21 protein-coding genes are annotated in these 22,384 nt (G+C 37.1%); 6 read left to right on the top strand and 15 right to left on the bottom strand.

Features of this window, described 5'->3' with window-relative positions:
- Window positions 1-131: 131 nt before the first annotated feature.
- The 5 genes from F5ESL0260_RS01195 to F5ESL0260_RS01175 are packed head-to-tail and all read right to left on the bottom strand — an operon-like array spanning window position 132 to window position 4,702.
- Entirely contained in the window at window positions 132-842 is a 711-nt protein-coding gene (locus F5ESL0260_RS01195) for an ABC transporter ATP-binding protein (RefSeq protein ID WP_110445509.1), read from the bottom strand.
- A complete protein-coding gene (locus F5ESL0260_RS01190) occupies window positions 843-1,625 on the bottom strand; it encodes an ABC transporter ATP-binding protein (RefSeq protein ID WP_110445508.1) in 783 nt (260 codons plus the stop codon). It lies immediately after the preceding gene.
- Window positions 1,626-1,627: 2 nt separating this feature from the next.
- Window positions 1,628-2,584 carry a branched-chain amino acid ABC transporter permease gene (locus F5ESL0260_RS01185; RefSeq protein WP_122025567.1) on the bottom strand — a complete coding sequence of 319 codons (957 nt, stop codon included), beginning with the start codon at window positions 2,582-2,584 and terminating at the stop codon, window positions 1,628-1,630.
- Between the two features lie 8 nt (window positions 2,585-2,592).
- Window positions 2,593-3,471 (bottom strand): branched-chain amino acid ABC transporter permease, encoded by an 879-nt coding sequence (locus F5ESL0260_RS01180; RefSeq protein WP_110445506.1) that lies wholly within the window; start codon window positions 3,469-3,471, stop codon window positions 2,593-2,595.
- A gap of 25 nt (window positions 3,472-3,496) precedes the next feature.
- Window positions 3,497-4,702: an ABC transporter substrate-binding protein gene (locus F5ESL0260_RS01175; protein WP_370448572.1), complete on the bottom strand. Its 1,206-nt coding sequence runs from the start codon at window positions 4,700-4,702 to the stop codon at window positions 3,497-3,499.
- Between the two features lie 452 nt (window positions 4,703-5,154).
- Between F5ESL0260_RS01175 and F5ESL0260_RS01170 the strand changes: the two genes are divergently transcribed.
- Window positions 5,155-5,469, top strand: a complete 315-nt coding sequence (locus F5ESL0260_RS01170) for a hypothetical protein (protein WP_046324199.1) — start codon at window positions 5,155-5,157, stop codon at window positions 5,467-5,469.
- A 124-nt stretch (window positions 5,470-5,593) separates the two neighbouring features.
- On the opposite strand, the gene F5ESL0260_RS01165 is transcribed toward F5ESL0260_RS01170, so the two are convergent.
- From F5ESL0260_RS01165 to F5ESL0260_RS01150, 4 genes are all read right to left on the bottom strand, one after another.
- Window positions 5,594-6,553, bottom strand: coding sequence for a polyprenyl synthetase family protein (locus tag F5ESL0260_RS01165; protein WP_110445504.1), 960 nt, complete (start codon window positions 6,551-6,553; stop codon window positions 5,594-5,596).
- 1 nt (window position 6,554) lies between these two features.
- Window positions 6,555-7,100: a Gx transporter family protein gene (locus F5ESL0260_RS01160; RefSeq protein ID WP_046324197.1), complete on the bottom strand. Its 546-nt coding sequence runs from the start codon at window positions 7,098-7,100 to the stop codon at window positions 6,555-6,557.
- A gap of 11 nt (window positions 7,101-7,111) precedes the next feature.
- A complete protein-coding gene (locus F5ESL0260_RS01155) occupies window positions 7,112-7,489 on the bottom strand; it encodes a NusG domain II-containing protein (RefSeq protein ID WP_046324196.1) in 378 nt (125 codons plus the stop codon).
- A gap of 73 nt (window positions 7,490-7,562) precedes the next feature.
- Window positions 7,563-9,458: an FAD-dependent oxidoreductase gene (locus F5ESL0260_RS01150; RefSeq protein ID WP_122025565.1), complete on the bottom strand. Its 1,896-nt coding sequence runs from the start codon at window positions 9,456-9,458 to the stop codon at window positions 7,563-7,565.
- A 244-nt stretch (window positions 9,459-9,702) separates the two neighbouring features.
- Here F5ESL0260_RS01150 and pplA point away from each other — a divergent pair, with 244 nt between their 5' ends.
- The 3 genes from pplA to F5ESL0260_RS01135 all read left to right on the top strand — a co-directional run bounded on the left by pplA (window position 9,703) and on the right by F5ESL0260_RS01135 (window position 12,833).
- On the top strand, window positions 9,703-10,620 hold the full coding sequence (pplA, locus tag F5ESL0260_RS01145; RefSeq protein WP_046324194.1) for an extracellular electron transfer flavoprotein PplA: 918 nt from the start codon (window positions 9,703-9,705) through the stop codon (window positions 10,618-10,620).
- Window positions 10,621-10,689: 69 nt separating this feature from the next.
- Entirely contained in the window at window positions 10,690-11,775 is a 1,086-nt protein-coding gene (locus tag F5ESL0260_RS01140) for an FAD:protein FMN transferase (protein WP_046324193.1), read from the top strand.
- Window positions 11,776-11,819: 44 nt separating this feature from the next.
- Window positions 11,820-12,833, top strand: coding sequence for a UbiA family prenyltransferase (locus tag F5ESL0260_RS01135; protein ID WP_122025564.1), 1,014 nt, complete (start codon window positions 11,820-11,822; stop codon window positions 12,831-12,833).
- Between the two features lie 84 nt (window positions 12,834-12,917).
- Here the strand turns inward: F5ESL0260_RS01135 and F5ESL0260_RS01130 are convergent, their stop codons facing one another.
- Entirely contained in the window at window positions 12,918-14,390 is a 1,473-nt protein-coding gene (locus F5ESL0260_RS01130) for a hypothetical protein (RefSeq protein WP_122025563.1), read from the bottom strand.
- Between the two features lie 365 nt (window positions 14,391-14,755).
- Between F5ESL0260_RS01130 and F5ESL0260_RS09600 the strand changes: the two genes are divergently transcribed.
- Entirely contained in the window at window positions 14,756-14,839 is an 84-nt protein-coding gene (locus tag F5ESL0260_RS09600) for a hypothetical protein (RefSeq protein WP_370448576.1), read from the top strand.
- A 43-nt stretch (window positions 14,840-14,882) separates the two neighbouring features.
- On the opposite strand, the gene F5ESL0260_RS01125 is transcribed toward F5ESL0260_RS09600, so the two are convergent.
- The 5 genes from F5ESL0260_RS01125 to F5ESL0260_RS01105 all read right to left on the bottom strand — a co-directional run bounded on the left by F5ESL0260_RS01125 (window position 14,883) and on the right by F5ESL0260_RS01105 (window position 21,031).
- Window positions 14,883-16,697, bottom strand: coding sequence for an FtsX-like permease family protein (locus tag F5ESL0260_RS01125; protein WP_122025562.1), 1,815 nt, complete (start codon window positions 16,695-16,697; stop codon window positions 14,883-14,885).
- Between the two features lie 54 nt (window positions 16,698-16,751).
- Window positions 16,752-18,557: an FtsX-like permease family protein gene (locus F5ESL0260_RS01120; protein ID WP_122025561.1), complete on the bottom strand. Its 1,806-nt coding sequence runs from the start codon at window positions 18,555-18,557 to the stop codon at window positions 16,752-16,754.
- Between the two features lie 11 nt (window positions 18,558-18,568).
- Complete coding sequence (locus tag F5ESL0260_RS01115; RefSeq protein WP_122025560.1) at window positions 18,569-19,318, bottom strand: ABC transporter ATP-binding protein; 750 nt, start codon at window positions 19,316-19,318, stop codon at window positions 18,569-18,571.
- A 180-nt stretch (window positions 19,319-19,498) separates the two neighbouring features.
- Window positions 19,499-20,113, bottom strand: a complete 615-nt coding sequence (locus F5ESL0260_RS01110; RefSeq protein WP_122025559.1) for an ECF transporter S component — start codon at window positions 20,111-20,113, stop codon at window positions 19,499-19,501.
- A 108-nt stretch (window positions 20,114-20,221) separates the two neighbouring features.
- On the bottom strand, window positions 20,222-21,031 hold the full coding sequence (locus F5ESL0260_RS01105; protein ID WP_122025558.1) for a DUF4931 domain-containing protein: 810 nt from the start codon (window positions 21,029-21,031) through the stop codon (window positions 20,222-20,224).
- 111 nt (window positions 21,032-21,142) lie between these two features.
- On the opposite strand from F5ESL0260_RS01105, the gene F5ESL0260_RS01100 reads away from it, so the two are divergent.
- Window positions 21,143-22,354 (top strand): L,D-transpeptidase family protein, encoded by a 1,212-nt coding sequence (locus tag F5ESL0260_RS01100; protein WP_122025677.1) that lies wholly within the window; start codon window positions 21,143-21,145, stop codon window positions 22,352-22,354.
- Window positions 22,355-22,384: the final 30 nt, after the last annotated feature.

Here is a 22,384-nt window from a genome sequence, read left to right as displayed (position 1 = left end):
TGTTTTGTTTGTTTAAATATTTCGTTGTCATCAAAATTACCTCCTCAGAATTTTAAGTAAACTTTATGCGTTTGAACGTGTGACTTAATAATGAATTACTCTCACAGTCATTACAACAGTTTTATTATGTACTAGCCACCAAAGTATACTTTCTGCACCTCTGGGTTAGCTAATAGTTCTTGACCGGTACCACTTAATTGCACTACACCGGTAGCCAACACATAGCCCCGATCTGCAATTGACAATGCTTGTTTAGCATTTTGTTCAATTAACAAAATAGTCGTACCTTTTTCGTTTAGTTCTTTAATAATTTTAAAAATTTCTTGAATATATAAGGGTGATAAACCCATTGAAGGCTCATCAAGTAGTAACAATTTAGGCTTAGCCATTAAGGCACGCCCCATTGCCAACATTTGCTGTTCACCACCAGATAAAGTGGCAGCATCCTGACTTCGTCTTTTTTGTAAAATTGGGAAACGCTCAAAAATCTCTTTATACGTTTTAGAAACTTCGTCATGATTTTTTTGTAAGAATGCACCCATTTGCAGGTTTTCCATTACAGTCATGCCAGCAAAGATATGACGACCCTCAGCTACTTGTGAAATGCCTGCACTCACAATTTGTGGTGCACTTTTATGATCTATTTCTTTTCCAAGGTAAAAAATTTGACCGCTTTTAGGTTTAAGTAAACCAGAAATGGTTTTAACAATAGTTGATTTACCGGCACCATTTGCACCAATCAGGGTTACAATTTCACCCTGGTTAATTTCAAAGCTGACATTCTTGACAGCCTGAATAACACCATAATTTACAGACAGGTCACGAACTTCTAACATTGCCATCTAGTCATCACCCTCTCCTAGATATGCTTCTATAACTTTAGGATTTGCTTTGATTTCTTCAGGTGATCCGGTAGCCAGTATTTCACCTTGATCAAGTACGTAGATCCTTTCCGCCAGGTTCATGACCAAAGACATATCGTGTTCAATTAGCAAAACCGTGATTTGAAATTCTTTTTGAATATACTTAATAAGGTTAGTTAAATCTGCCGTTTCTTCAGGGTTCATCCCCGCCGCCGGTTCATCCAAGAAAAGAATCTGCGGATGTGTTGCTAATGCCCGAACTATCTCTAGACGTCTTTGCGTCCCGTAGGGCAAGTTCTTAGCTAGAGTTTGTTCATTTTCTGTCAAATCAAAAATTGCCAGTAATTTTTGGGCGGCTGCCCTCATTTCTTTTTCGGTTTTATAGAAACTCGGTAAGCGAAAAACTGTTGTTAAAAAGTTTTCTTTATATTCATTTGTCATTGCAGTTAAAACATTATCCATTACTGTTAAGTCTTTAAATAAGCGAATATTTTGAAATGTCCGGGACAAGCCTAAATCTGCAATTTGCACAGCGCTTTTATGGGTTAAATCATAATTTTTATCATCAACTTGTAAATTAATCTTTCCGCTAGTGACTTGCACCATTCCGGTTAGCAAGTTGAACAGTGTGGTTTTACCAGCACCATTAGGTCCAATCAAGGCAACTAGTTCATGCTTGTCCAGATGAAGTGAAACATCATTAACGGCAGTCAACCCACCAAATTTTCGCACTACGTGGTCAACATCTAATAAGTGTGGCATATCTAGCTCCTTTCCTTTTTACCGAAGTGGCGGGTTAAATTTTTAAGGGAGAATTCCCAGTTACCTAAAAGTCCCGATGGCTTGAAAATCATGATTAATATTAAAACTATAGCATAGATCACCATTCTTAATGCACCAAAGCTTTGTAAAACGGTGTCTAAAACTCCTAAAACGATTGCTGCTACAAATGTGCCAGTCATACTGCCAACACCACCCAAAACAACAATAACTAATATAGAGATTGATTCCATAATGCCAAAGTTTGAAGGTGAGATTGTTTGTAAGAATGAAGCATGGAGACTGCCGGCAATTGCAGCTGTTGCTCCTCCTAAGACAAAAGCAGCTAATTTCCATTTGGTAGTATTAATACCCATTGCTTCAGCAGCTATTTCATCTTCCCGCACAGCCTTAATTGCTCGACCATTTTTCGAACGAATAAAATTCGTCAAGATAATTGTAGTTACACAAACTAAAATATAAACAGTAGGCCATGAACATAATTGCGGAATATTGTACAATCCGGCTGCTCCACCAGTAATTTTCAAATTATTAATGACATTCCGAATAATCTCAGCTGCTCCTAAAGTAGCAATTGCTAAATAATCACCCTTTAAGCGAATGAAGGTAGCCGTCCCAATAATTGCTGCAATCACAATAGCCACAAGTACGCCTACGAGCATTGAAACTAAGAAGCCAGCTTCACTACTCATACGTTGAGTAATAATTGCAGTAGCGTATGCTCCTATTGCCATAAAACCTGCATGACCAAGAGAAAATTGACCACTGAAGCCGATAATCAGGTTCAAGCCAGTTGCTAAGATAATATTTATTCCAATCGTGACCAGCATGTTTTCAATAAAATCATCTATGACGCCAACCATTATCAAAGTATTGATTAGGTAAAATCCGCCTACCATTAATAACAGCCACGACAAAATGTATTTCCAATTCGATTTCATTTTGCCACCTACACCTTCTCTTTAGTATTTTTGCCAAAAATGCCAGCAGGTAAGAAAAGCAAAATAACTATTAATACCAGATAAACGACTGCATCTTTATATGCCGACAAGCCAATTGACTGGAAAAATGTCTCTAAAATTCCGATTAAGAAGCCACCAAGAGAAGCTCCAGGTACTGAACCAATTCCACCTAAAACGGCAGCCACAAACGCCTTAATACCAGGCGTCATTCCCATTAAAGGATCAATTTGGTTATAATACATTCCAATTAAAATACCTGCAGCCCCAGCTAAGGCAGAACCTAAAGCGAAGGTAAATGATATTGTATGATTAACATTAACACCAACTAATTCAGCTGCAGCAGGATCGACAGAAACTGCACGCATCGCCCGCCCCATCTTAGTTTTTTGAATAATCAATTGTAATGAAACCATTAAAATCAAGGCAGTAGCCAAAATCAAAATTTGAACGTTTGAAATCTGTACCCCACCAATATTGTAATTAACCTGTTCAATTACTTGCGGAAAACTACGAGCATTTGAACCTACAAAATATGACATACCATTTTCCAGTAAGAACGAAACGCCAATAGCCGTAATCAATACTGCTATTCGAGGTGATTTACGTAGTGGTCGATAAGCAAAATATTCAATCACTACACCGGAAACTGCACCAATAATCATTGCAGAAAGCAGTGCTGTAATAAAATTAAAATGCCAAGCATTAATCACATAGTAGGCAAAGAATGCACCTAACATATAAATATCGCCATGAGCAAAGTTAATTAAGTTAATAATGCCATAAACCATGCTGTAGCCTAATGCCAGTAAGGCATAAATTGATCCCAGTGACAAGGCATTAATGATTTGCTGTAAAACTGTTTGCAAATTTAAGCACTCCTTTTATTTTTATTTACTCAACACGAAATGAGTCGCTTACTTTACCATTAGTCAATTTTTCAATAGCGATTGGCATTTCAGGATTATGGAACTTATCCATAGTAATCCTACCAGTAACACCATCAAAGTCTTTTATCTTAGCCAGACCTGCAGCAACTTTAACGGAATCATCAGATTTTTGTTGCTCAATCGCCGCTTTTACTAAATAAACTGCATCATAAGCTAAAGCTGAAAACGTTGGCGCTTCTGAATGGTAACGAGCTCTGTATGCTTTGATAAACTTAGCAGCTTTTGAATCTGGGTTTTTAGCAGCTACATTAGTTGAAAATGGCGTGGTGTAATAAATATTAGTTGCATTTTTAGCACCTGCTATTTGAACTAATTTAGGATCACACATGCCGTCACCACCAACGATTGGAGCTTTTAGACCCATCTGACGTGCTTGCTTTATGATCAAACCAAGCTCTGTGTAATAGCCGGGTACATAAATAGCATCGATCTTCTTAGATTTAAATGAAGTTAAAACAGCGTTGAAGTCTTTATCACCGGCAGAATATGTTTGACTGTCTACAATCTTGCCTTTATAAGTTTCCTTGAAGGCTTTAGCTAAACCTGTACCATAATCACTTGAGTTATCAGCATAGACAGCTACCCGTTTGGCTTTCAACTTATTGTCGACGAACTTAGCTGCACTCTTTCCCTGGAATGTATCTTGAAAGCAAGCTCTAAAGGCATAAGGCTGCACTTTGCCGTTCTTCTGTCTGGTGTAATTTGGATCAGTTGCGGATGGACTAACGCAGGGAACAGAAGCCTTGGTAACATTAGGAATTTCTGCCGTACCGCAGTTAGTAGTAGCTGGCCCTACAACTGCAGCCACTTTATCCTTGGTTACCAATTGTGCAGCGACTGAAGCCGAAGTAGCAATTGAGGACTTGTTATCACGGATAAGCAACTTAAGCTTCTTCTTATGCCCATTGACGTTAATTCCACCAGCCTTATTAATTTCAGAAGCGGCTAGAACTATACCTTGTTTTTCGGCACTGCCATAGCCGGCAGCAGTACCAGACAACTCAATATTAATCCCGACCTTGACTGTATCTTTATCTTGGTGTGTACCCTTGCCTCCCCCGCTTTTTGCTACTGAACAGCCTGCTATCGCTAAGCCAGCCATTCCCAACGTCAGGACACGCAACATTCTCTTTGAAAATTTATTCATCATTTTCTCCTTATAAATAGCTTGGTAACCAAAAACCTCATTCACTTAATGAATGAGGCTTAAATTAGTTATTAATCAAGCCCCATTCATTAGACGCAAACAAGGGCTCAACATGTAAAATTACTAGAAGTAATCTATTCAAGCTAAGTCCTACGCGACAACAACAAGGCAATTAAATTTTGGGCAATAATATTTTCAGCATTACTTCGCATATTTAAATATTTAGCTTTCATTAAAATCACCTCCCAAAATTTAATTTAATACTTAGAATTATAAAAAAAGAACATTAACATGTCAAGATAAATTTACAATTATTTTTAGCAAAGCTTTAAGACTTTTCTATTAAATTTATTCTTAGAAAAAATTGTTGATTAATCACCATCATAAATAGTGCCAAATAAACATGTGATTTTGTGAGCTTTATGGTAAAATAGAATTATTGAGGAGGCATAAATATGTTTGCTACGGTTTTTTACTGGATTATAATTGCTGCTACCGGTCTTTGGGGAATATGGTCAGCAGCCTGGTCGATTATATATGTTGCTAAACATGAAAATGGCAACTTATGGATTTTTGCAATTATTAATGTTTTGATTCTAGCTTTAATAGGTCTGGCTGATTTAATCTATAGTACTGAAGGGAATCAGTGGTACTGGTTTGCTTCCACTAGAGCAGACATTAGCCTTTTGGTTTACATGCTGCTGGCTTACTGCGTTCTGGTGATTTTACAAGTCATATTTGGTTTCACTCGTAAACCTAAAAAGGCATAGATCTAAAATTAACAATTAATTTAGCTAACTTTTAAATATTTTCATCAAAATAAAAGAGGTTGAACTGTTTTGACTCCTAATTTGGAGGTCATATCAAACATTAAGTCAACCTCTTTTTTTATAATTAACAATTTCTGGTAAGCATTTTACGGACAATATCAGCGACCTTTTCATATCCAGGATACTCGGCAAAATTTTTCTCAAGTAGCGCCAATGCGCTATTTGTAAAGTCATTTGCTAAATTTTGTGCATGCCTAATTCCACCTAATTCACTCACCAGAAGGTCAATTTGCTCTAGCTGAGCAGAATTGAGTTTCTTACCCTTCTTCACTAAATCTTTCAATTTACCAGAAGAATCTTTTTTCAGTGCAAAAATTAGCGGCCCAGTATAAACACCGTTAACTACATCTGATAATACCGGCTTTTTTAATTCAGCAGTAGAAGCGGTGTAATCCAATATATCATCCCGCAATTGAAATGCTTGACCAAATAGCAGACCTACTTGCTGAGCACTTCTGGCCAGTCTTTTACTAAGTCCACCTTCAAGAGCACCAATATAGCAGGCATAACCAAATAAACTAGCAGTTTTGCCCCGAATCTGTTCAAGATATTCTTCTTCCGTAATTGTAATATCATATTCATTACCAAACTGAGTGGTTTCACCTGCAAGTATTTTTTGCATAGTGCTGCCGTTTGCACGCAAGTTCGTTATCTTTGAAGTGTTTTCACTTAGCAGTTGTAATGACAAAGCAAATAAGAAGTCTCCGGCATATAATGCTATAGTTTTACCATATTTAGCCTGAACCGATGCCCTGCCTCTTCTAACATTTGAATTATCAATGATATCGTCATGAATTAGAGTGGCATTGTGCAGTATTTCAATCGAACCGGCAATATTAATTAATTTCTGTTCCCTATTGCTTTCACCCATTTCTCCAAATAATAGAACGAAACTAGGACGTAATTGCTTGCCAGGCTTAGAAAACGCATATCTGACTGCTTCTCCCAGTTTACCTTTTGGCGTCCGGATATTTTTTTGAATTGTATTTTGGACTTGCTGTAACTCTTTTTCTAGCCTTGACATGTTAATTACCTTTATTAATTATTCCTTTGATAAAACTCAATGCATCAACATAATGCAATAAGTAGCTGCTGACAAGACCAACTATTGTTCCAGAAAGAATTCCGAATACTGTCAATAAAGGCAGATACAATAAAACATATTTACTATGTGCTAGCAGCGCTGCAATTAATAATTGACCAAAATTATGACATACGCCGCCAAGAATTGATACCCCCATTATGCTGATAAATCTGGGAACCAGCGGTAAAAATAATTTCATTAAAAACAGACTTAAAAATGACCCTGCTGCAGCGAATAAAAAGGTACCAGTACCTCCTGTCATCAGAGCAGTTAGCACCAGGCGCAAAAATGTCAGTAAAATACAATTATTAAAAGGTAAAATCATTAATGCGATCATCGTTATAATATTAGTTAAACCAAGCCTGGCACCAGGTGCAAAGAAAAAGGGCGAAGGAAACATTTGCTCAACAACACTAAGAATAATTCCTTGTGAGCATAGAATTCCTGTAAACACATATGTGCGTAAATAATTATTTGTTTCAGTCATAATATTTAAATCTATTTATTATCGTCAATTTGATTTTTATTTTTTAGCTCAATTAAAAATTTATGTGGCAGACAGACTATTGTATCCCCGCTTTCGCTTTTCCAGCCTTCTTTAACACATACTTGATCCTTACAATTGGCATCAATTACCCGAATCTTGTGCTTTTTTATTTGTACAATATTAATTCTACCATTTTTTTGATAACGCCATTTCTGATCTTTAGCCAAAGAAAGTCTTTTCACTTCACGATTATTAATTTTGACGATTCCTATAATTTGATCGTCAGCTTTTTCCTGATTGTGCAACATATAAAAAGGAGTAAAACTAATGATTAATAAAACTACTATTATTAAAAAATCACCAAGTTTAAGCTTCTTTAAAATTTTCATGTATTACCTCACTAACAATAAAACTAAAAAAGTCTTACAGATAAAACCATAGGACTTTTTAGAGTTACCATTGTTAGTTCTTTACTCCGTTTTTATCGACATGATAAATTGGCTTCAAGACACCATATCTCAGCTTAGTAAGCTTCTTTTCTAGCCACGGAACAAACCACATGTCCAGACCAAATGCTCTACCAGAGCCGTTCATAACTGCTATTGCCGCAAATATCATCCAAACATTTACCCAATAGTTCATTCCTGATAAACAGAAAATAGCTACAAAAATTGCACTCATGCCACCGGCAAACCACGTGCATAATCCTAAAACCAGCATAATTCCTAATGCAATTTCCAAACACGTCATTGTCTTTTGAGCAACTAATGCCGCATCCTTGTTAGGAATCATGACTTTAGTCATTGATTGTACCCAGTTTGGCATTTTATCAAAAACAGCCATTGGTGAGTGACCATAGTTATAGTTTAGGGAAAATAGTGCAGGAGCAGCAGAAGTCGCTGCCTTGCCACTTGCTGCTGTAGTAGCGGCAGCTTTTTGTGAAGCACCACTAGTTGCAGCTTGCACAAGCCATGGAAAATGCAGTTGCAATTTGTTGGTAAACCAAGAACCACTGCCTTGAACTTTATACCAGCAGTCTACTAACCACATTAAGCCTAAGTAAATTCTCAAAGGTACAGTCCATAAGACATTGCCATACCGGTTAAGATTGCCGCGCCACAAAGTTGGGCGCTTAATTCTGAACCATTCATCCATAATATAATGAAAGAGATAATGACCAGAATAGATTTCCATGAAGTAAATCATGTCCACTATGTCTTTCATTAAGATGGCGAAAAAGCCGCTCAGATGAAAAGTATTAACAAGAGAGGCCACACCCCAAGCAGGCCCTAAAGAAACCATAAATCCTGAATAGGTACCTTTAAACTTAACGGGTTCACCGCCGTTAATCTGACTCAAAATATTTCTTAGAGCACACTTACCAGCAGATTCAGCCCCTTGAACCACTTGTGGTTCACCGCGGCCGCTGCCGTTAGCATCATAAAGAGCAACGTCTCCTATGACGTAAACATGTGGATCAGTTGGAATTTGGGAATATTCATTAACTATAATTCTGCCAGCTCTGCCAGTCTCAAAACCAAAGTTTTTAGCAGTATCAACAGCTTTAACACCAGCAGTCCAAATTAAAGTTCTGGTCGGATATGTTGAACCATCTTTAAGATCAATATAATTTTCATGAACACCAACAACGCCGGTATTGACTTTAATTTCTACACCTTGTTTTAAGAGATATTTTTCTGCCTTATCAGCATCAGAGCGATCAAGCATATTCATAACCGTTGGTGCCATTTCCATCATGGTTATCTTGATATCATCTTTTTGCAGGTTATATTTTTTAGCTAAATCACCACGCCAAGAATTTAATTCACCGGCCATTTCAGTGCCAGTAAACCCGGTACCAACAACGACAAAGTTAAGATACTGTGCCCGCTTTTCAGGATCGCGTTCTTTAGAACCTAAATGAACCATCAGATCAATGTGGTCACGTAGTTGCTCTGCATCGTCCAGATTGCCTAAAACAAAGCCGTTTTCTTTAACACCAGGAGTATTAAAGTCATTAGGCTGCGAACCAATAGCTAATATGACATAATCATAGGGATAACTGCCGTTATCGCCAATAACTTTTTTAGTAGATTGATCAATTTTGGTAACATTGTCAGTTACAACATCAACATTTTTTCTCCGCGAAAATAAACGTTGCAGATCATATTTCAAACTTTTGGCTTCTACCCTGTTAGCCGCAACTTCATGAAGTGAAGTCATCATAGTCATATAAGGATTTTTATCAATCAGCGTGATTTTGATATCATGCCGCTTTTTTAATTTCTTGGCAAGATGCTTAGTCGTATACAGACCACCATAGCCGCCGCCAATAACTACAATATTTGTTTCAGCCACTTTTAACACTCCTTAATGCGAATATACTAGTTATATTATATTATACTAGTGTTTTGGACTATGGTAAAGTGGTCACTTTCACAAACTATGTTCGTAATATTTTACTTATACGATTTAATTACTATCATTATAAGTTTCCGCTTTCATATTTTGTAGTTGCACAAAGTAGAGCTCTATCTTATAATTATAGTAAGTGAACACGTACACAATGTTATAATCTTTTATTATTACTGAGGGAGATATTATGAAAAAGAATAATTTAATATATAGTACTGCCATTCTGGCACTCTCTACACTTTTATTAAGTGCTTGTTCAACAACAGCTAAGAAAAGTTCTTCAAGCGATTCTAAGCCAAAGGTAAGCAAAGTTGAGAAAAAGAAAGCTCCTAAGCAAATTGCCGGTGGTAAACTGCAAGACGGTGTTTACAAATTAGTAGAAGACAACTATTTCAATGGCTATAAAGTAAAGGTTTCTATGACTGTTAAAGGTGGCAAGGTTACAGACACCAGTTACGACAATGTAGACAAGAACGGCAAGTCAAAGGCAAAGGATACTAAATATGAAGCACAAATGAAGAAGTATTCTCAAGCAAAGATTGGCCCTAAAGAATACATTCCAAAATTACAAAAATCATTTGCCGCAAGTGGTGCTAATTCCAGTGCCATTCAAGTTGTTTCTGGAGCAACCAGTTCCAGTAATACTTTAAAGAACTATGTCAACCAGCTAACTCAAGCCGCTCAAAAAGGTGATACAGCCACTATTCACATCAATAACAATAAGAAGATGAAGGATGGTACATATAAATTAGCTGAAAAGAATTATAGTCACGGCTATCGTCAAGTTTTAACTATGGTAATTAAAAAAGGTAAAATTAGTGACTTTACTTACGACCAAGTTAATAAAAAGGGCGTTTCCAAGACCAAAAATGCTGCTTATGAAAAGCAAATGAAGAAGGTTAACAAGATTGGCCCTAAAGAATACATTCCAAAATTACAAAAGGAATTCATCAAAGCTAAAGGCAACACCGAAAAAGTACAAGCTGTTTCAGGAGCAACAGAATCTTCTCATTCATTTATTGCTTACGCTGAACAACTAATTAATGCCGCTCAAAAAGGTAAAAGCGGAACTATCAAGGTTGACAATATCGTTTACCAGGAATAAAAAGATAATTAGTTAATCACAAAAAGAGTGACATTTAGCCGCTCTTTTTTATTAGGAGAAATAAATTATATGAAGAAGCAAACAAACAAGTTTTTGCTGATACTCGTATCACTATTAGCAAGCTTCAACCTGACAGCTTGCTCAACTCAGAGTAAAGACACAGCACCGGCCAAAACCGCTGTTACCACTACCCCTACTTCAGATACTCAATTTCTAATGGGAACAGTTTGCACCATTAAAATTTACAATAAACACCAGCAAAAAGCCTTAAAAGCGGGTTTTAAGCGCATTAAACAGTTAGCCACTGAAACTACCGTTAATCAAAAAGGCAGTGAAATAGACAAAATTAACAAATATGCCGGAATTAAACCGGTAAAAGTTACTCCCACTATTTACCGTATGTGCAAAGATGCTTACTATTATAGTAAAATTTCCGCTGGTACATTCGACTTAACAATCGGACCAATTACCAGTTTATGGCGGATTGGCTTTCCTGACGCCCATAAACCTAAGCCAAGTACCATCAAAAAACGGCTGCCATTAATTAATTATCATAATGTGATTTTTAATGATCAGAAACAAACTGTTTTTCTTAAGAAAAAGAAAATGATGCTCGATTTAGGTGGCATGGCCAAAGGATTTATTTCTGATGAAGTCATGAAAGTTTTGCAAAAAAATGGTGTGACCAGCGCGATTATTGATTTAGGCGGAAACGTTTATGTTATGGGCAATTCTCCTACGAATAACAGTAACTGGACGGTAGGTATTCAGGATCCCAGCGCTGCGCGTGGTGATGCCATCGGCTCTTTACCGCAAAAGAATGCAACTGCAGTAACATCAGGTATTTATGAACGATACCTCAAAGTCGGTAATAAAGTTTATAGCCACTTAATGAATCCTCAAACAGGTTACCCTTGTCAAAACAACTTGTTAAGTGTCACAATTATTGCCAAGCGTTCAACCACTGGCGATGGCCTTTCAACTGCTGTATTTAATCGCGGTTTGAAAAAAGGCTATGATTATGTAGAACATAAACCTGGTGTAGAAGCAATATTTATCACCAAAAAGAAAAAAGTATATATTACTTCCGGCTTAAAAAATAAATTCAAATTGTTTTCAGGTAATGGCTATAGACTTGCAAAACTTAAAAACTAATAATTAACTTTTATACTAAAATAATGCTCTGAAAGGAAAACGTGATGGAGGCTAAAAAGAAGTACAGTCATTTTACTATAACTGATTTTTTTGAACTGGTGCGGCTTAATACCAAGTTAAACAGCTTAATGCCGTATTTATTAGGGATACTGTTTGCTTATTTTTATTTTCATACTTTTAGTTGGCAGAATTCTTTAATATATTTAATTGCTCAAGGAGCAATAGCTTTATTTGTTACAGGCTTTAACAATGTCCAAGATTATCGCTTAGCCAAAAGCCGGGACTATCAAAAAGAACACAATTTAATTGGCAAACGTAATTTATCACCAGCAACCGCAATGGCGGTTATGCTTAGCTTACTTTTAATTGCAGCAGTCTTGGGAATTTGGCTAACTGTGCGAACCAATCTTTTTATTTTACTGATCGGCGCTCCCGGACTTTTTGTCGCTGTATTTTACACCTATGGGCCCGTTCCCTTTTCCAGAGTACCGCTAGGCGAAATTCTTGCCGGCTTATTCGAAGGGCTGGGAATTATGTTCTTAGCGGTTTACATCAATTCTCCCGTAACCCAATTAGCCTATTTGAATTTTGATTGGCCGCAATTTAGTGTCGGAGGCAACTTAGCCAATCTATTATTAATTTTTTGGGTAGCTTTACCGCAAGCATTCTTTAACGCGGCGACAATGCTGGCGGATAATACCTGCGACTTAAAGCAAGACTTGGCTAATGGTCGCCACACCCTGCCCTCATACATTGGCGTAAAAAATTCCTTAAACTTATTTAGTTTTTTAACCCTGGCTCCATTTGCAATAGTCGCTATCAGTGTCATATTTCGCCTTTTACCCATTTGGCAACTATTAATTTTTGTAACTTTACCTAAGTTATACAAAAACGTGCAGGCATTCAGACAGAAGCAGACCAAGGATATGGCTTTCTGGGTTGATGAAGATAATATCAAGCACAGAGTGCCCACAACTTTTGACTTGGCTCCGCAAAATTTGTTTTGGTTTCAGTTAATGCAAGTCTGCGGACTAATTTTAGGCATTATCTTTCATTAAATAAACACAATAAAAAGCACGCTCAGGATGATATGACCCCCAAATTTAGGACAAATTTGGGGGTCATCTTTATGTCTAAATTTTTTAAAATTCAGCATTGTGATGCCGCCGAACTGTTATCAGATAAATAACAAAATAAACTAGTAACATCAATACTATTGGTAGCCAAACTTTATAATATGCTGTTGGCAAAACCTGATCAAAAAATTTTAAGCCAAACAAAACATCAAAGACACCAAATGTTGCAGGAACAAAGAACAAAAGTCCTGTTTTGCTCTGCCATGCTCTTTGAGCCAGCCTCTCATTCGCTAACTTCTGTTCTCTTTTAGCAGCTTTTACTACTATCATTAAAACAGTAATCAGACTTACGCCAAACACAAATGCCACTGAATAGCCCAAGATCTTCATTTCTTTACTCATCCCCAAAATCAGCTGATAAGTAGCCGCCTTAGAGTTGCTATAGAGGTGACTATAGGCAAGATTACTTTGAGCCTGCTTATGTTCAATTTTTAGTAAAAATGGCCAATCTCTATCAAAACTGTTTAGCTGCACCAAAGTCAGATATTTAGTTTTACCCTTAACCTTATTTAATTCTGCAGTTGAACAAAGTGCAATTATTTTCTCTTTTTGACTGCTATTAGGAATGAGTTCGCGGAAACTGTTACCTGCTAGAGAATTTTTATTCAATTGGTCTAACTTGATAGATTTGACTTGAAAATTGCTTCTGCCGGTATTTTTGACATACTTAATTGGATTATCTGCCAGCTCATTACGAACAAAATAAAAGTGCCTTTTCGTTTCTTTATAATGGTAAGTTTGCTGCTTTTTAATTTTTAGTTGAGCAACATCGTTTTTAATATTAGCGGTGTTGCTAACAATTACCCCATCATAATATGTGCCCCTTTTAATAACTTGAGGAAAAGCATTAACGTCATGGCCTAAAGCCAGAGCGCCCATAGTCAAAGCGAAGAGTAGTGAAATGATAGTAAAAACGCTGGCATAATGGTAAAGTCCCTGCTGCGTTTTTCCTTTAGTTAAATTAATTTTGGCAAACCAATTTGCTGGCACCAAGCTTAATAACGAGTGACAAAGCAAATAAGTACCTGACACAATTGTGATAAATGCCGGCAATACAGTGTCAAACAGGCTTTGACTAGGTAGATTTAACATAAAGTAGCCTGCAACTACTGCCGTCAACCCTAAAACTACTTCAATTATTTTTAGCCCTGAATGTTTTTGAAAAATTGCAGGTGCATCTTCTTTTTCAGCTAGATTACTTAAAGTGGATCTGGTTAACCTCAAAGTTATTACAATACCGCCCAACATTATTAAGGCTGCCAGTAACATAACGACTTGCAAGCCCGAATTTATCCTCAGAAAACTAATAATGACGTTAAAATTCGGCACATTTGGTTTTATTAAACCGTTAAATAACTTAATAATTAAGGAAGCTAAATCCAAGCCTAAAATAATGCCGGCGATTATCATCAAACCGCCAATAATAAGTGTCGCACAAAGTTCTATCAGTCCAACGCGCATATTTTTTAATTTTTGCATCAAGATCACCAAACTTTCTGGTTAGCTCCTTCAAGTAGACCACTTTTTGACTTAATTATAGTTAGCGCTACCATGTTTTAAATGAGTTAACTGTTTTCTTGAACATATTTTAATAATTAATTTTTAAAACATTATTTTTTGAATAATGGGTTTTTGTTAGTGTCAATTCCGTCCAACTGGTTAGCTTTTTTTGTTTTTTAAAAGAAAGCTTGGGCCGCAACTCCGCAAAGAAAAAATATTTTTCAGTTGGTTTACTCATCGTAAAGCAGTTCTCTGGGTGTTTTTGATGTAGTTGTATAATCATAGCGGATATCACTCTGCAAAAATCTTTTTTCTAAAGCGATAGCAACCGTTCGCTTGATTGCATTAGGTATTACATCAATAAAAGAATCAAGAGCAGACTAAAAGGCTTGGCGCCGATTAAATGGCGTCAAGCCTTAACAAAATAATTATTAAAATATATTAGTCTAGCTTTGATACCTCACTTTAAAATTATTCAGTTTTCAGCACAATTTTTTCATATAGAGTAACTGTTAACAAATAATAGCCTAAATAGAGAACAATAAAGATTGTGAATGGAATCCAGATATTATGGTATGGGGATATCAGCAATGTTTTAAACAGTTGTAAGCCACAAAGGACATCTATTATGCCTAAAATTCCAGGCATGGTGAACAAAGTACCAATTTCTTTTCTGATTGAACTGCGCAATAATCGTGGTCTAGCACCAATTTCATGTAGCATCTGGTAGCGCACCTTGTCACTGGCAGCACCACTTAAGACTTTAAACATTAACGTCGAAGCCAGCATGGTCAGAAATGCTATTCCTAAGAAAAAGCCCATAAATTCAAACGCACTGGTAAAGCCGAGCACATTACTATAATAGTATGGCTTTGAATTAAGGTAAGTATCTTTGTAGTCACGATTTTCCCTCAATTGCTGCTTTTGAATTTGATTGATCACCGGAAAATCGTGGACAAAGTCTTTCACATTAATATAACTGACAAATTTTTCCTGACCATCAATACTCAGCCACCTTTTTGGTGAAACTAGATGTATCTTCTTAGGAAGACCATTTGGTACCATTTGGCTAAAAATACTGTTTTCCGTTGTTTGCGGTTTATCCAGTTTAGCAGTAGCCAGCGTTTTTACTTTATAAGTGGGGGAATTGTCTTGATTGTCATGAAAATAAACTGCCATTTCTTTCAACGGCTGCTTGTTAAATTCCGCGCGGTTAAAGTAGAGGTGCATCCCCTTTTCTTTGTAATGATATGTTTGCTTATTAGTAATAGTTAACTTGGCTTCTGCTTTTTTAACTGCTGGCGTCTGACTGATAATTGTAGCATCATAATAAATCCCTTTTTGCGCTTCATCCTTCATGGAGCCAAAATTAAGTCCCACGGTAATTGCACCTAAAGCCAAGGCAAACAGAATTGAAATCATAGTTAATACCTTGGTGTAACTTTGCAAGCGAAATTTTAATTGGCCCAGAGTAAATTCATTAATGCCACGATATGAAAAAGATTTTTTATTAAGTAAATAATTAATAATAGCCGTGAAGACGCCATTAAAGACAAAGAAAGAACCGACAATAATTGTTACTAACGCGGTGGGAATAAGAAGATAAATATAGTTAGTAGGTAAAGTCATTACATAGTAACCGACCGCTAGCAAAAGTACACCGCAAATTGCTTCAATTCCCCGCAAAACTGGATGATGATTAAGATTAATGGGAGTTTGATCTTCGTGTAAAAGATCAATTACCGGAGTATGTGTAAGTTTGTGCACATTGCTCAGTGCACCTAAGAGAAAGATAATAACAAAGAAAAGCAATGTTCCTATTATGGCACTCGGCAATATTGCCTTATAGTGAGTAATTTCCAGCCCTAGTTTACCTACCAGCACCTTGGTAACTATTGTGGTCAACCCTAGACCCAGTGTTATTCCAAGCAAAACAGCCAACAAACCAGTTAACAGAGTTTCAGAAAAAATCAGTAAGCCAATCCGCGTGCTTTTGGCCCCGAGCATCATATACATGCCATAGTCATGCTTACGCATGCTCAGCAAAAATGAATTGGCATAAACAAGATAAACCGAGGTAATGATCACAAGCAGAATAATACCAAAGGTAAAAATATAATTCAGGTATGCTTCTCTACCATAAACATCCTTACTAATAAACACAGGGTTAGTAGCAATTGACAAAAACATGTAGAAAATCATGCTGGCAACAATCAAGCCTGAAAACAACACCAGATAGTCTTTCAGCCTATTCTTAATACCCGTCACGGACAGTTTCCAAATCATTACTGCTCCTTTTCTTTTACTAAAAACAAACTTGTATTAATTACCGCCCCAATTTTATTCATGTGCAAGCACGATTTTTTCATATAACTTCACCGTTAATAAGTAATAAATCAGGTATAGCACGATAAAAATCGTAAAGGGAATCCACAAGTTCTGGTAGGGGTGCGGCAGGAGCAATTTAAATAATCTTAAGCCAAAGAGCACATCGATTACGCCTAATACACCGGGCAGAAGAAACAGAACTCCAATCTCATTTCTGATAGATTGACGCAACACTTTCACCCTTGTACCAATTTCAAATAACATTTGGTAGCGCACTTTGTCACTGGCTGCACCACTTAAGACCTTAAACATTAAGGTCGAAGCCAGCATGGTTAGAAAGGCGATCCCTAAAAAGAAGCCCATAAATTCAAACCCGCTGCTGAAATTCTTAATTAACTGGTAACTGCCAGCCTTGCTCGAAGTATATATATACTCATAAGCAGAATTTTCTTTTAACTGCTGTTTTTGCAATTTTAAGATGGTGGGGTAATCTTGATCGAAATTTTTCACATTTACGAAACTGACAAATTTATTCTGCCCTTTTTTCTGTGCCCACTTTTCAGGTGAAACCAAGCGAATAATTTTAGCGATACCATTAGGAACCATAGCGCCAAAGGCATTATTAGCGTATGTAGCTGGCACATCTAATTTTTTAGTAGGCAAGTTGATCGTCCTGTAGGCAGGCTGACCATTTTTCATGTAAAACTTGACGTTTTTAACTGGATTATTATTAAATTCACTGCGGTTAAAGTATAAATACTTGCCCTGTTCCTTATAATGATAAGTTTGCTCACGGGTAATCGTCAGTTTGCTTTTAGCCTGCGCTACTTTTGGGGAATCACTGATAATAGTAGTGTCGTAATAAAAATTGTCTTCAAGCTGCTCACTGAGCGTGCCAAAATTAAGTCCCACAGTAATAGCACCAAGCGCCAGGGCAAAAAGCAGTGAAACCACCGTTAAAATTCGCGTATAATCATGCAATCGAAATTTCAACTGGCCTAAAGTAAATACCCGGATGCCATGATAAGAAAAGCTTCTGCGGTTAAGCAAAAATCCGATTAAGGCGCTGAAAAAAGCGTTAAATATGAAATAGGAACCAGCAACTATGGTCACCAGCGCTGCTGGAATAATAAATAAAATAGCACCGCCTGGAAGACCCAAAATAAAGTAGCCTGCAGCTAAAAGTAACAGACCCAGTATTCCTTGAATCCAGTGCAAGACCGGCTGGCGTTTGTAGGCGACCGGCTTTTGGTTATCACGCAATAATTCAATTATCGGCGTCTTGGTTAATTTACGGACATTTTTCAAAGCACCAAATAAGAAGATGAAAATGAAGAAGATAATCGTCCAGATAATAGCATTGGGTAAAATAACGGCAAAATGCTTTACCGTCAAGCCTAAACGAGATATCAGCAGCTGCGCTACAATGGCTGTTAGACCAAAACCCAGCAGAATACCCACTATTGTGGCCAAAATACCGGTTATCAGAGTTTCTAGAAAAATTAGTGCCCCGATTTTAGTACTCTTAGCTCCGAGCATCATGTACATGCCGTAATCGTGTTTGCGCATGCTCAGTAAAAAAGAGTTGGCATAAACCAGGTAAACCGCAGTGATGATGACCAACAAGACAATACCAAAACCAAAGGTAAAGCGGACATAGTTACTTGGTGCTGCAATATCATTTTTGATAAAAGTAGGATTAATGGTGATTGTGAGGAACATGTAAAAAATCATGCTGGCAACAACCAAGCCGGAAAACAAAACCGCGTAATCTTTAAAGCGACTCTTGATTCCCGTTAAGGACAACTTCCAAATCATTTTTGTTCTCCTTATTCATCAGTATCTAAGTGATCAATTAACAGATGATAAAATTCCTGCCTCGACTGCCCGTTTTTCAGCATTTGTTCACCAATCTTGCCATCTTTAATAAATAAAATGCGGCTGGCAAAACTGGCGGCAAACGGGTCGTGGGTAACCATGAGAGTGGTGATACCGTCGTTTTGATTCAAATCTGCCATAGTAAAAAGCAATTCACGCGCGCTCTTAGAATCCAAGGCTCCCGTCGGCTCATCCGCCAGCAGAATTGCCGGTTCATGCACTAAGGCTCTGGCAGCTGCTACCCTTTGCTTTTGCCCACCCGAGACCTCAGCAGGATATTTAGCCAATATCTCTTTAATTCCTAGCCTAGTCGCAATTTTATCAACTAAGGGATCAATTTTTCTGGGAGCTTTCCCTCTTAAACTTAAAGGCAAGGCAATGTTTTCACGATTAGTTAAATTCTCTAAGAGATTGAAGTCTTGAAAAATAAAGCCAATTTGTCGACTTCTAAAATCAGCCAGCTGATTAGCATTTAAAGTACTGTTGTCTTGGTGATTAATAAAAACGTTGCCTGAAGTTGGCTTGTCTAAAGTCGACAAGATATTGAGCAAAGTCGTTTTACCAGAACCAGAAGCACCCATAATCGCTACAAATTCGCCTGAATTGACCGCAAAATTAATTCCTTTGAGAGCTTGATACTGCTTTTCGCCCCGCTTGCCGTATGTTTTAGTAACTTGATCTACTCGTAAAATTTCAGTCATTTGCAAAGTCCTCGTTGTAATACTTCTGTACTATTTATCTAATACACTAATGTAAGAAAGCAAGAATGTCAATAAAAAAATAAGCCTTTCAAAAATTGAAAGACTTATCTGAATACTTTTTCCTTATTTTTAACGGTCAATTAAGAATATTAAGTTTTTCTTAAAAACACTTCTATTCTCTTAGCCCGCTCTGCGCAGCACCTTGTTGAGTGGCGTCACAATAATTGGTGTCACAATTGCAGTAAATACTGCCTCAACCAGGCCGTTCAAACCTAAAGCAATTATTAACGCAGTAATTAAAGGTGTGCCTTGACTAAAACTGCCCAAATGGCCTAGCAGTTTGGCAGAGTTGCCCATGAAAACTAGACTGGTTAATAGAATTACAAAAACCGTGTTAGTTAAAGAAGTCACTGCACCTGCAAATGTGTAGCTTAATTCTTTAATGCTATTTTTCTTTTTAGCAGTTAGTTTCCCAATCAGTCCCGGGAAAAGACCAGCTAAAACACTAGGAATTACCGCAATCGCAAAGTTTTGAAAGAGCATTAAGCTGACAATATCGCCAGGCTGAGTATACGCCTGCACCATGCGGGCAATGCCCCAGAAAATACCAAAAAATGTGCCGGCAATTGGTCCCATAAGTAAAGAATAAATGGCAACAGTCAACGGAATAGTCGTTACAGCAGGCAAAGTTGGCAATATGCGAATATAGCCGATATTAGGAATGAGAGTTTGCAATAAAAAGATTGCGACAAATATAGCAGTAATAGCCAGGTTCTTAGTTTCTTTTCTACGCATCTAAGTCCTCCTTAAAAAAACACCTTGCTATTATATTGCTTAGAATTATTTGTCGCAAATATTATCTCTGCTAAGTATTAGTTTTAATAATAATTAGTTCAGTAAAAGCTATATTTTAAATCCTTTCTCTAAAACTGACCCAGACTCAAAAAAGCGCTTAAAATTTTCGGCTTCAGTGACCAGTTTCTCCTTGTTGTCTACCTGTGAGAGCTTATAACCGACAAAATACGGTGATGCCGTATAACGTAAGATTAATTTAGCACTAATGCCTCGATCAAAGCGCGGATAGAAAAACAAGTTATAGGAGTTATTACGCCCTTTTGATAAAACTTTTAGCATATACTTTGCTCCACTTTGAATCCAGTCGGACCATTCATCAATACTGTTTTCATTAAGAAGATTAAAATCAAGTTCAATGTAGCCCTGAATTGGATGCGTGCTCACATTAACCTCAACTCCATCTTTATTAAAAAGACTTATACCCTCAAAATTATTGGGTTGAATATATTTATAACCATCCAACTTTTCCAGACCCACTATTTGCATGTGGGGGTGTGCAAGAGAGCCACCAGAATTTTCGCCATAATTTTTATACCATAAAACCGATCTGTACTTGTGTGAATCATTCATCTGCTTAAAGCATGACAGTGAAAAACGCATCAAAGAACGATTATACGCAAGCGAATAAGTGGTAATATCACCTTGATGCTTATTGGACTCAATCAAAACAGTCTGAACCGTATCATGTAATGTATGGTATTTATTATCAAGCCAAATCATCCCACCCTGTTTTTTTAAGATATGGGTCAAACCCGCCACATCACAAAAGGGACAGCCAGAATTATTTTTAACTTTATGATAAGAATTAGGCTTTTCTTTAGCTATGTTAACATCAAACACTAATGGGTCATTTTCCATTGAGCAATCCCTCCCAAAAACATTCTTATATCTTGCATTTTACTAGGGCCGCAATAGATGGTAAACTGTAACCGCAATTATTTTTTTGAAAATTCCAACGGTGGTAGAACTATGCAATCAAAAAGAAATTTAAAAAAATACAATAACCGCAATAACTTGCTTTTAATTATTATCGGAATAGTTCTGATTTTAGCAGTTGTATTTGGCGTGGTGTTATATAACAATCACGTCGAAGCGCAAAAGCAGGCTAAAGCATTCGCTACAAATCATTTTAACCCTAATGTTAACATTTATGGCGTAGAAGTTGGAAACTTAACAATTAATAAAGCAACTGCCAAAATCAATCGGAAAGCGAACAACATGGTTTCCCTGGAAAATGGTAAAGTTGCACTTGAATGTGACCCTAGCAGCAAGACTATTAAAAAGCGGGAAGTTGCCGCTTATTTTAAAAAGCAACATACAACTATGCCCAATAAGCAAAGCTATGAATACCGCAATACTGATCTGGATGCCGCTAACAAAAAAATGCAAACGATGAGCCACGCCGTAGTTAATTACCATGTTGCAGGCAAAGTTTATAAACTCAAAGCACAAAAATTAATTAACCAGGCAATTTATAGAAAAGGCAAGTACACTTTTCTTAACAGCGAAAACTTAACGGCAAAGCTTAATAAAATTGACCAGGATGTTTCAACAATTCATCAAAGCTATAGTTTCGCGGTTCCAAAAGGCAATAAAGTTGCAGGAAAGAAAATTAGTATTAAAAACCAAAGCTATGGCTGGGGCGTGCATGTCAAAAGAGCACAAACAGCTGTTGAGCAGGCATTTTTGAATGGAACTAAAAATCTGGACGGCAAAAATTATATTTATGGTCTTGGCTACAGCACTTATGGTTTAGGCTACGGCTTAAATAATCATGGCATAGGCGATGACTATATTGTAGTTTCTCTGCAAAGGCAGGAAATGTGGATTGTACGCAAAGGCAAGGTGGTTGTCCACCTTAACGATGTTGTTACTGGGACAAAGGATGGTAATAAAAATAACCGCACTCCTCAAGGAGTCTGGTATATTCACTATAAGCAACGCCATGCGGTACTGCGTGGACGCAACAATGATGGCTCCAAATACGCTTCACCTGTCAGTTACTGGATGCCATTTACTTTGACCGGTTGCGGTTTTCACGACGCAGGCTGGCGCGGTGACTGGAGTAAAAAAGCTTATTTAAGAGGCGGCTCACACGGCTGCGTTAATATTAAGCCTAGGGAAATTAAGCAGGTCTGGCACAATGTAAGTAAACATGAGCCGGTTATTGTATATGACTAAGTAATTTAATAAGCAAAATAAAGGACAAGA

Source organism: Lactobacillus sp. ESL0260, assembly GCF_003692935.1.
GTDB lineage: Bacteria > Bacillota > Bacilli > Lactobacillales > Lactobacillaceae > Lactobacillus > Lactobacillus melliventris.
Note: the sequence above shows the minus strand (reverse complement) of the source record. Positions and strands in the feature narration are given on the sequence as shown.

Excerpts from the sequence above, each read along its gene's own strand:
- F5ESL0260_RS01195 (WP_110445509.1), bottom strand. The coding sequence starts at position 842 with ATGGCAATGTTAGAAGTTCGTGACCTGTCTGTAAATTATGGTGTTATT.
- F5ESL0260_RS01190 (WP_110445508.1), bottom strand. The coding sequence starts at position 1,625 with ATGCCACACTTATTAGATGTTGACCACGTAGTGCGAAAATTTGGTGGG.
- F5ESL0260_RS01185 (WP_122025567.1), bottom strand. The coding sequence starts at position 2,584 with ATGAAATCGAATTGGAAATACATTTTGTCGTGGCTGTTATTAATGGTA.
- F5ESL0260_RS01175 (WP_370448572.1), bottom strand. The coding sequence starts at position 4,702 with ATGATGAATAAATTTTCAAAGAGAATGTTGCGTGTCCTGACGTTGGGA.
- F5ESL0260_RS01170 (WP_046324199.1), top strand. The coding sequence starts at position 5,155 with ATGTTTGCTACGGTTTTTTACTGGATTATAATTGCTGCTACCGGTCTT.
- F5ESL0260_RS01165 (WP_110445504.1), bottom strand. The coding sequence starts at position 6,553 with ATGTCAAGGCTAGAAAAAGAGTTACAGCAAGTCCAAAATACAATTCAA.
- F5ESL0260_RS01160 (WP_046324197.1), bottom strand. The coding sequence starts at position 7,100 with ATGACTGAAACAAATAATTATTTACGCACATATGTGTTTACAGGAATT.
- F5ESL0260_RS01155 (WP_046324196.1), bottom strand. The coding sequence starts at position 7,489 with ATGAAAATTTTAAAGAAGCTTAAACTTGGTGATTTTTTAATAATAGTA.
- pplA (WP_046324194.1), top strand. The coding sequence starts at position 9,703 with ATGAAAAAGAATAATTTAATATATAGTACTGCCATTCTGGCACTCTCT.
- F5ESL0260_RS01140 (WP_046324193.1), top strand. The coding sequence starts at position 10,690 with ATGAAGAAGCAAACAAACAAGTTTTTGCTGATACTCGTATCACTATTA.
- F5ESL0260_RS01135 (WP_122025564.1), top strand. The coding sequence starts at position 11,820 with ATGGAGGCTAAAAAGAAGTACAGTCATTTTACTATAACTGATTTTTTT.
- F5ESL0260_RS01130 (WP_122025563.1), bottom strand. The coding sequence starts at position 14,390 with ATGCAAAAATTAAAAAATATGCGCGTTGGACTGATAGAACTTTGTGCG.
- F5ESL0260_RS01125 (WP_122025562.1), bottom strand. The coding sequence starts at position 16,697 with ATGATTTGGAAACTGTCCGTGACGGGTATTAAGAATAGGCTGAAAGAC.
- F5ESL0260_RS01120 (WP_122025561.1), bottom strand. The coding sequence starts at position 18,557 with ATGATTTGGAAGTTGTCCTTAACGGGAATCAAGAGTCGCTTTAAAGAT.
- F5ESL0260_RS01115 (WP_122025560.1), bottom strand. The coding sequence starts at position 19,318 with ATGACTGAAATTTTACGAGTAGATCAAGTTACTAAAACATACGGCAAG.
- F5ESL0260_RS01110 (WP_122025559.1), bottom strand. The coding sequence starts at position 20,113 with ATGCGTAGAAAAGAAACTAAGAACCTGGCTATTACTGCTATATTTGTC.
- F5ESL0260_RS01105 (WP_122025558.1), bottom strand. The coding sequence starts at position 21,031 with ATGGAAAATGACCCATTAGTGTTTGATGTTAACATAGCTAAAGAAAAG.
- F5ESL0260_RS01100 (WP_122025677.1), top strand. The coding sequence starts at position 21,143 with ATGCAATCAAAAAGAAATTTAAAAAAATACAATAACCGCAATAACTTG.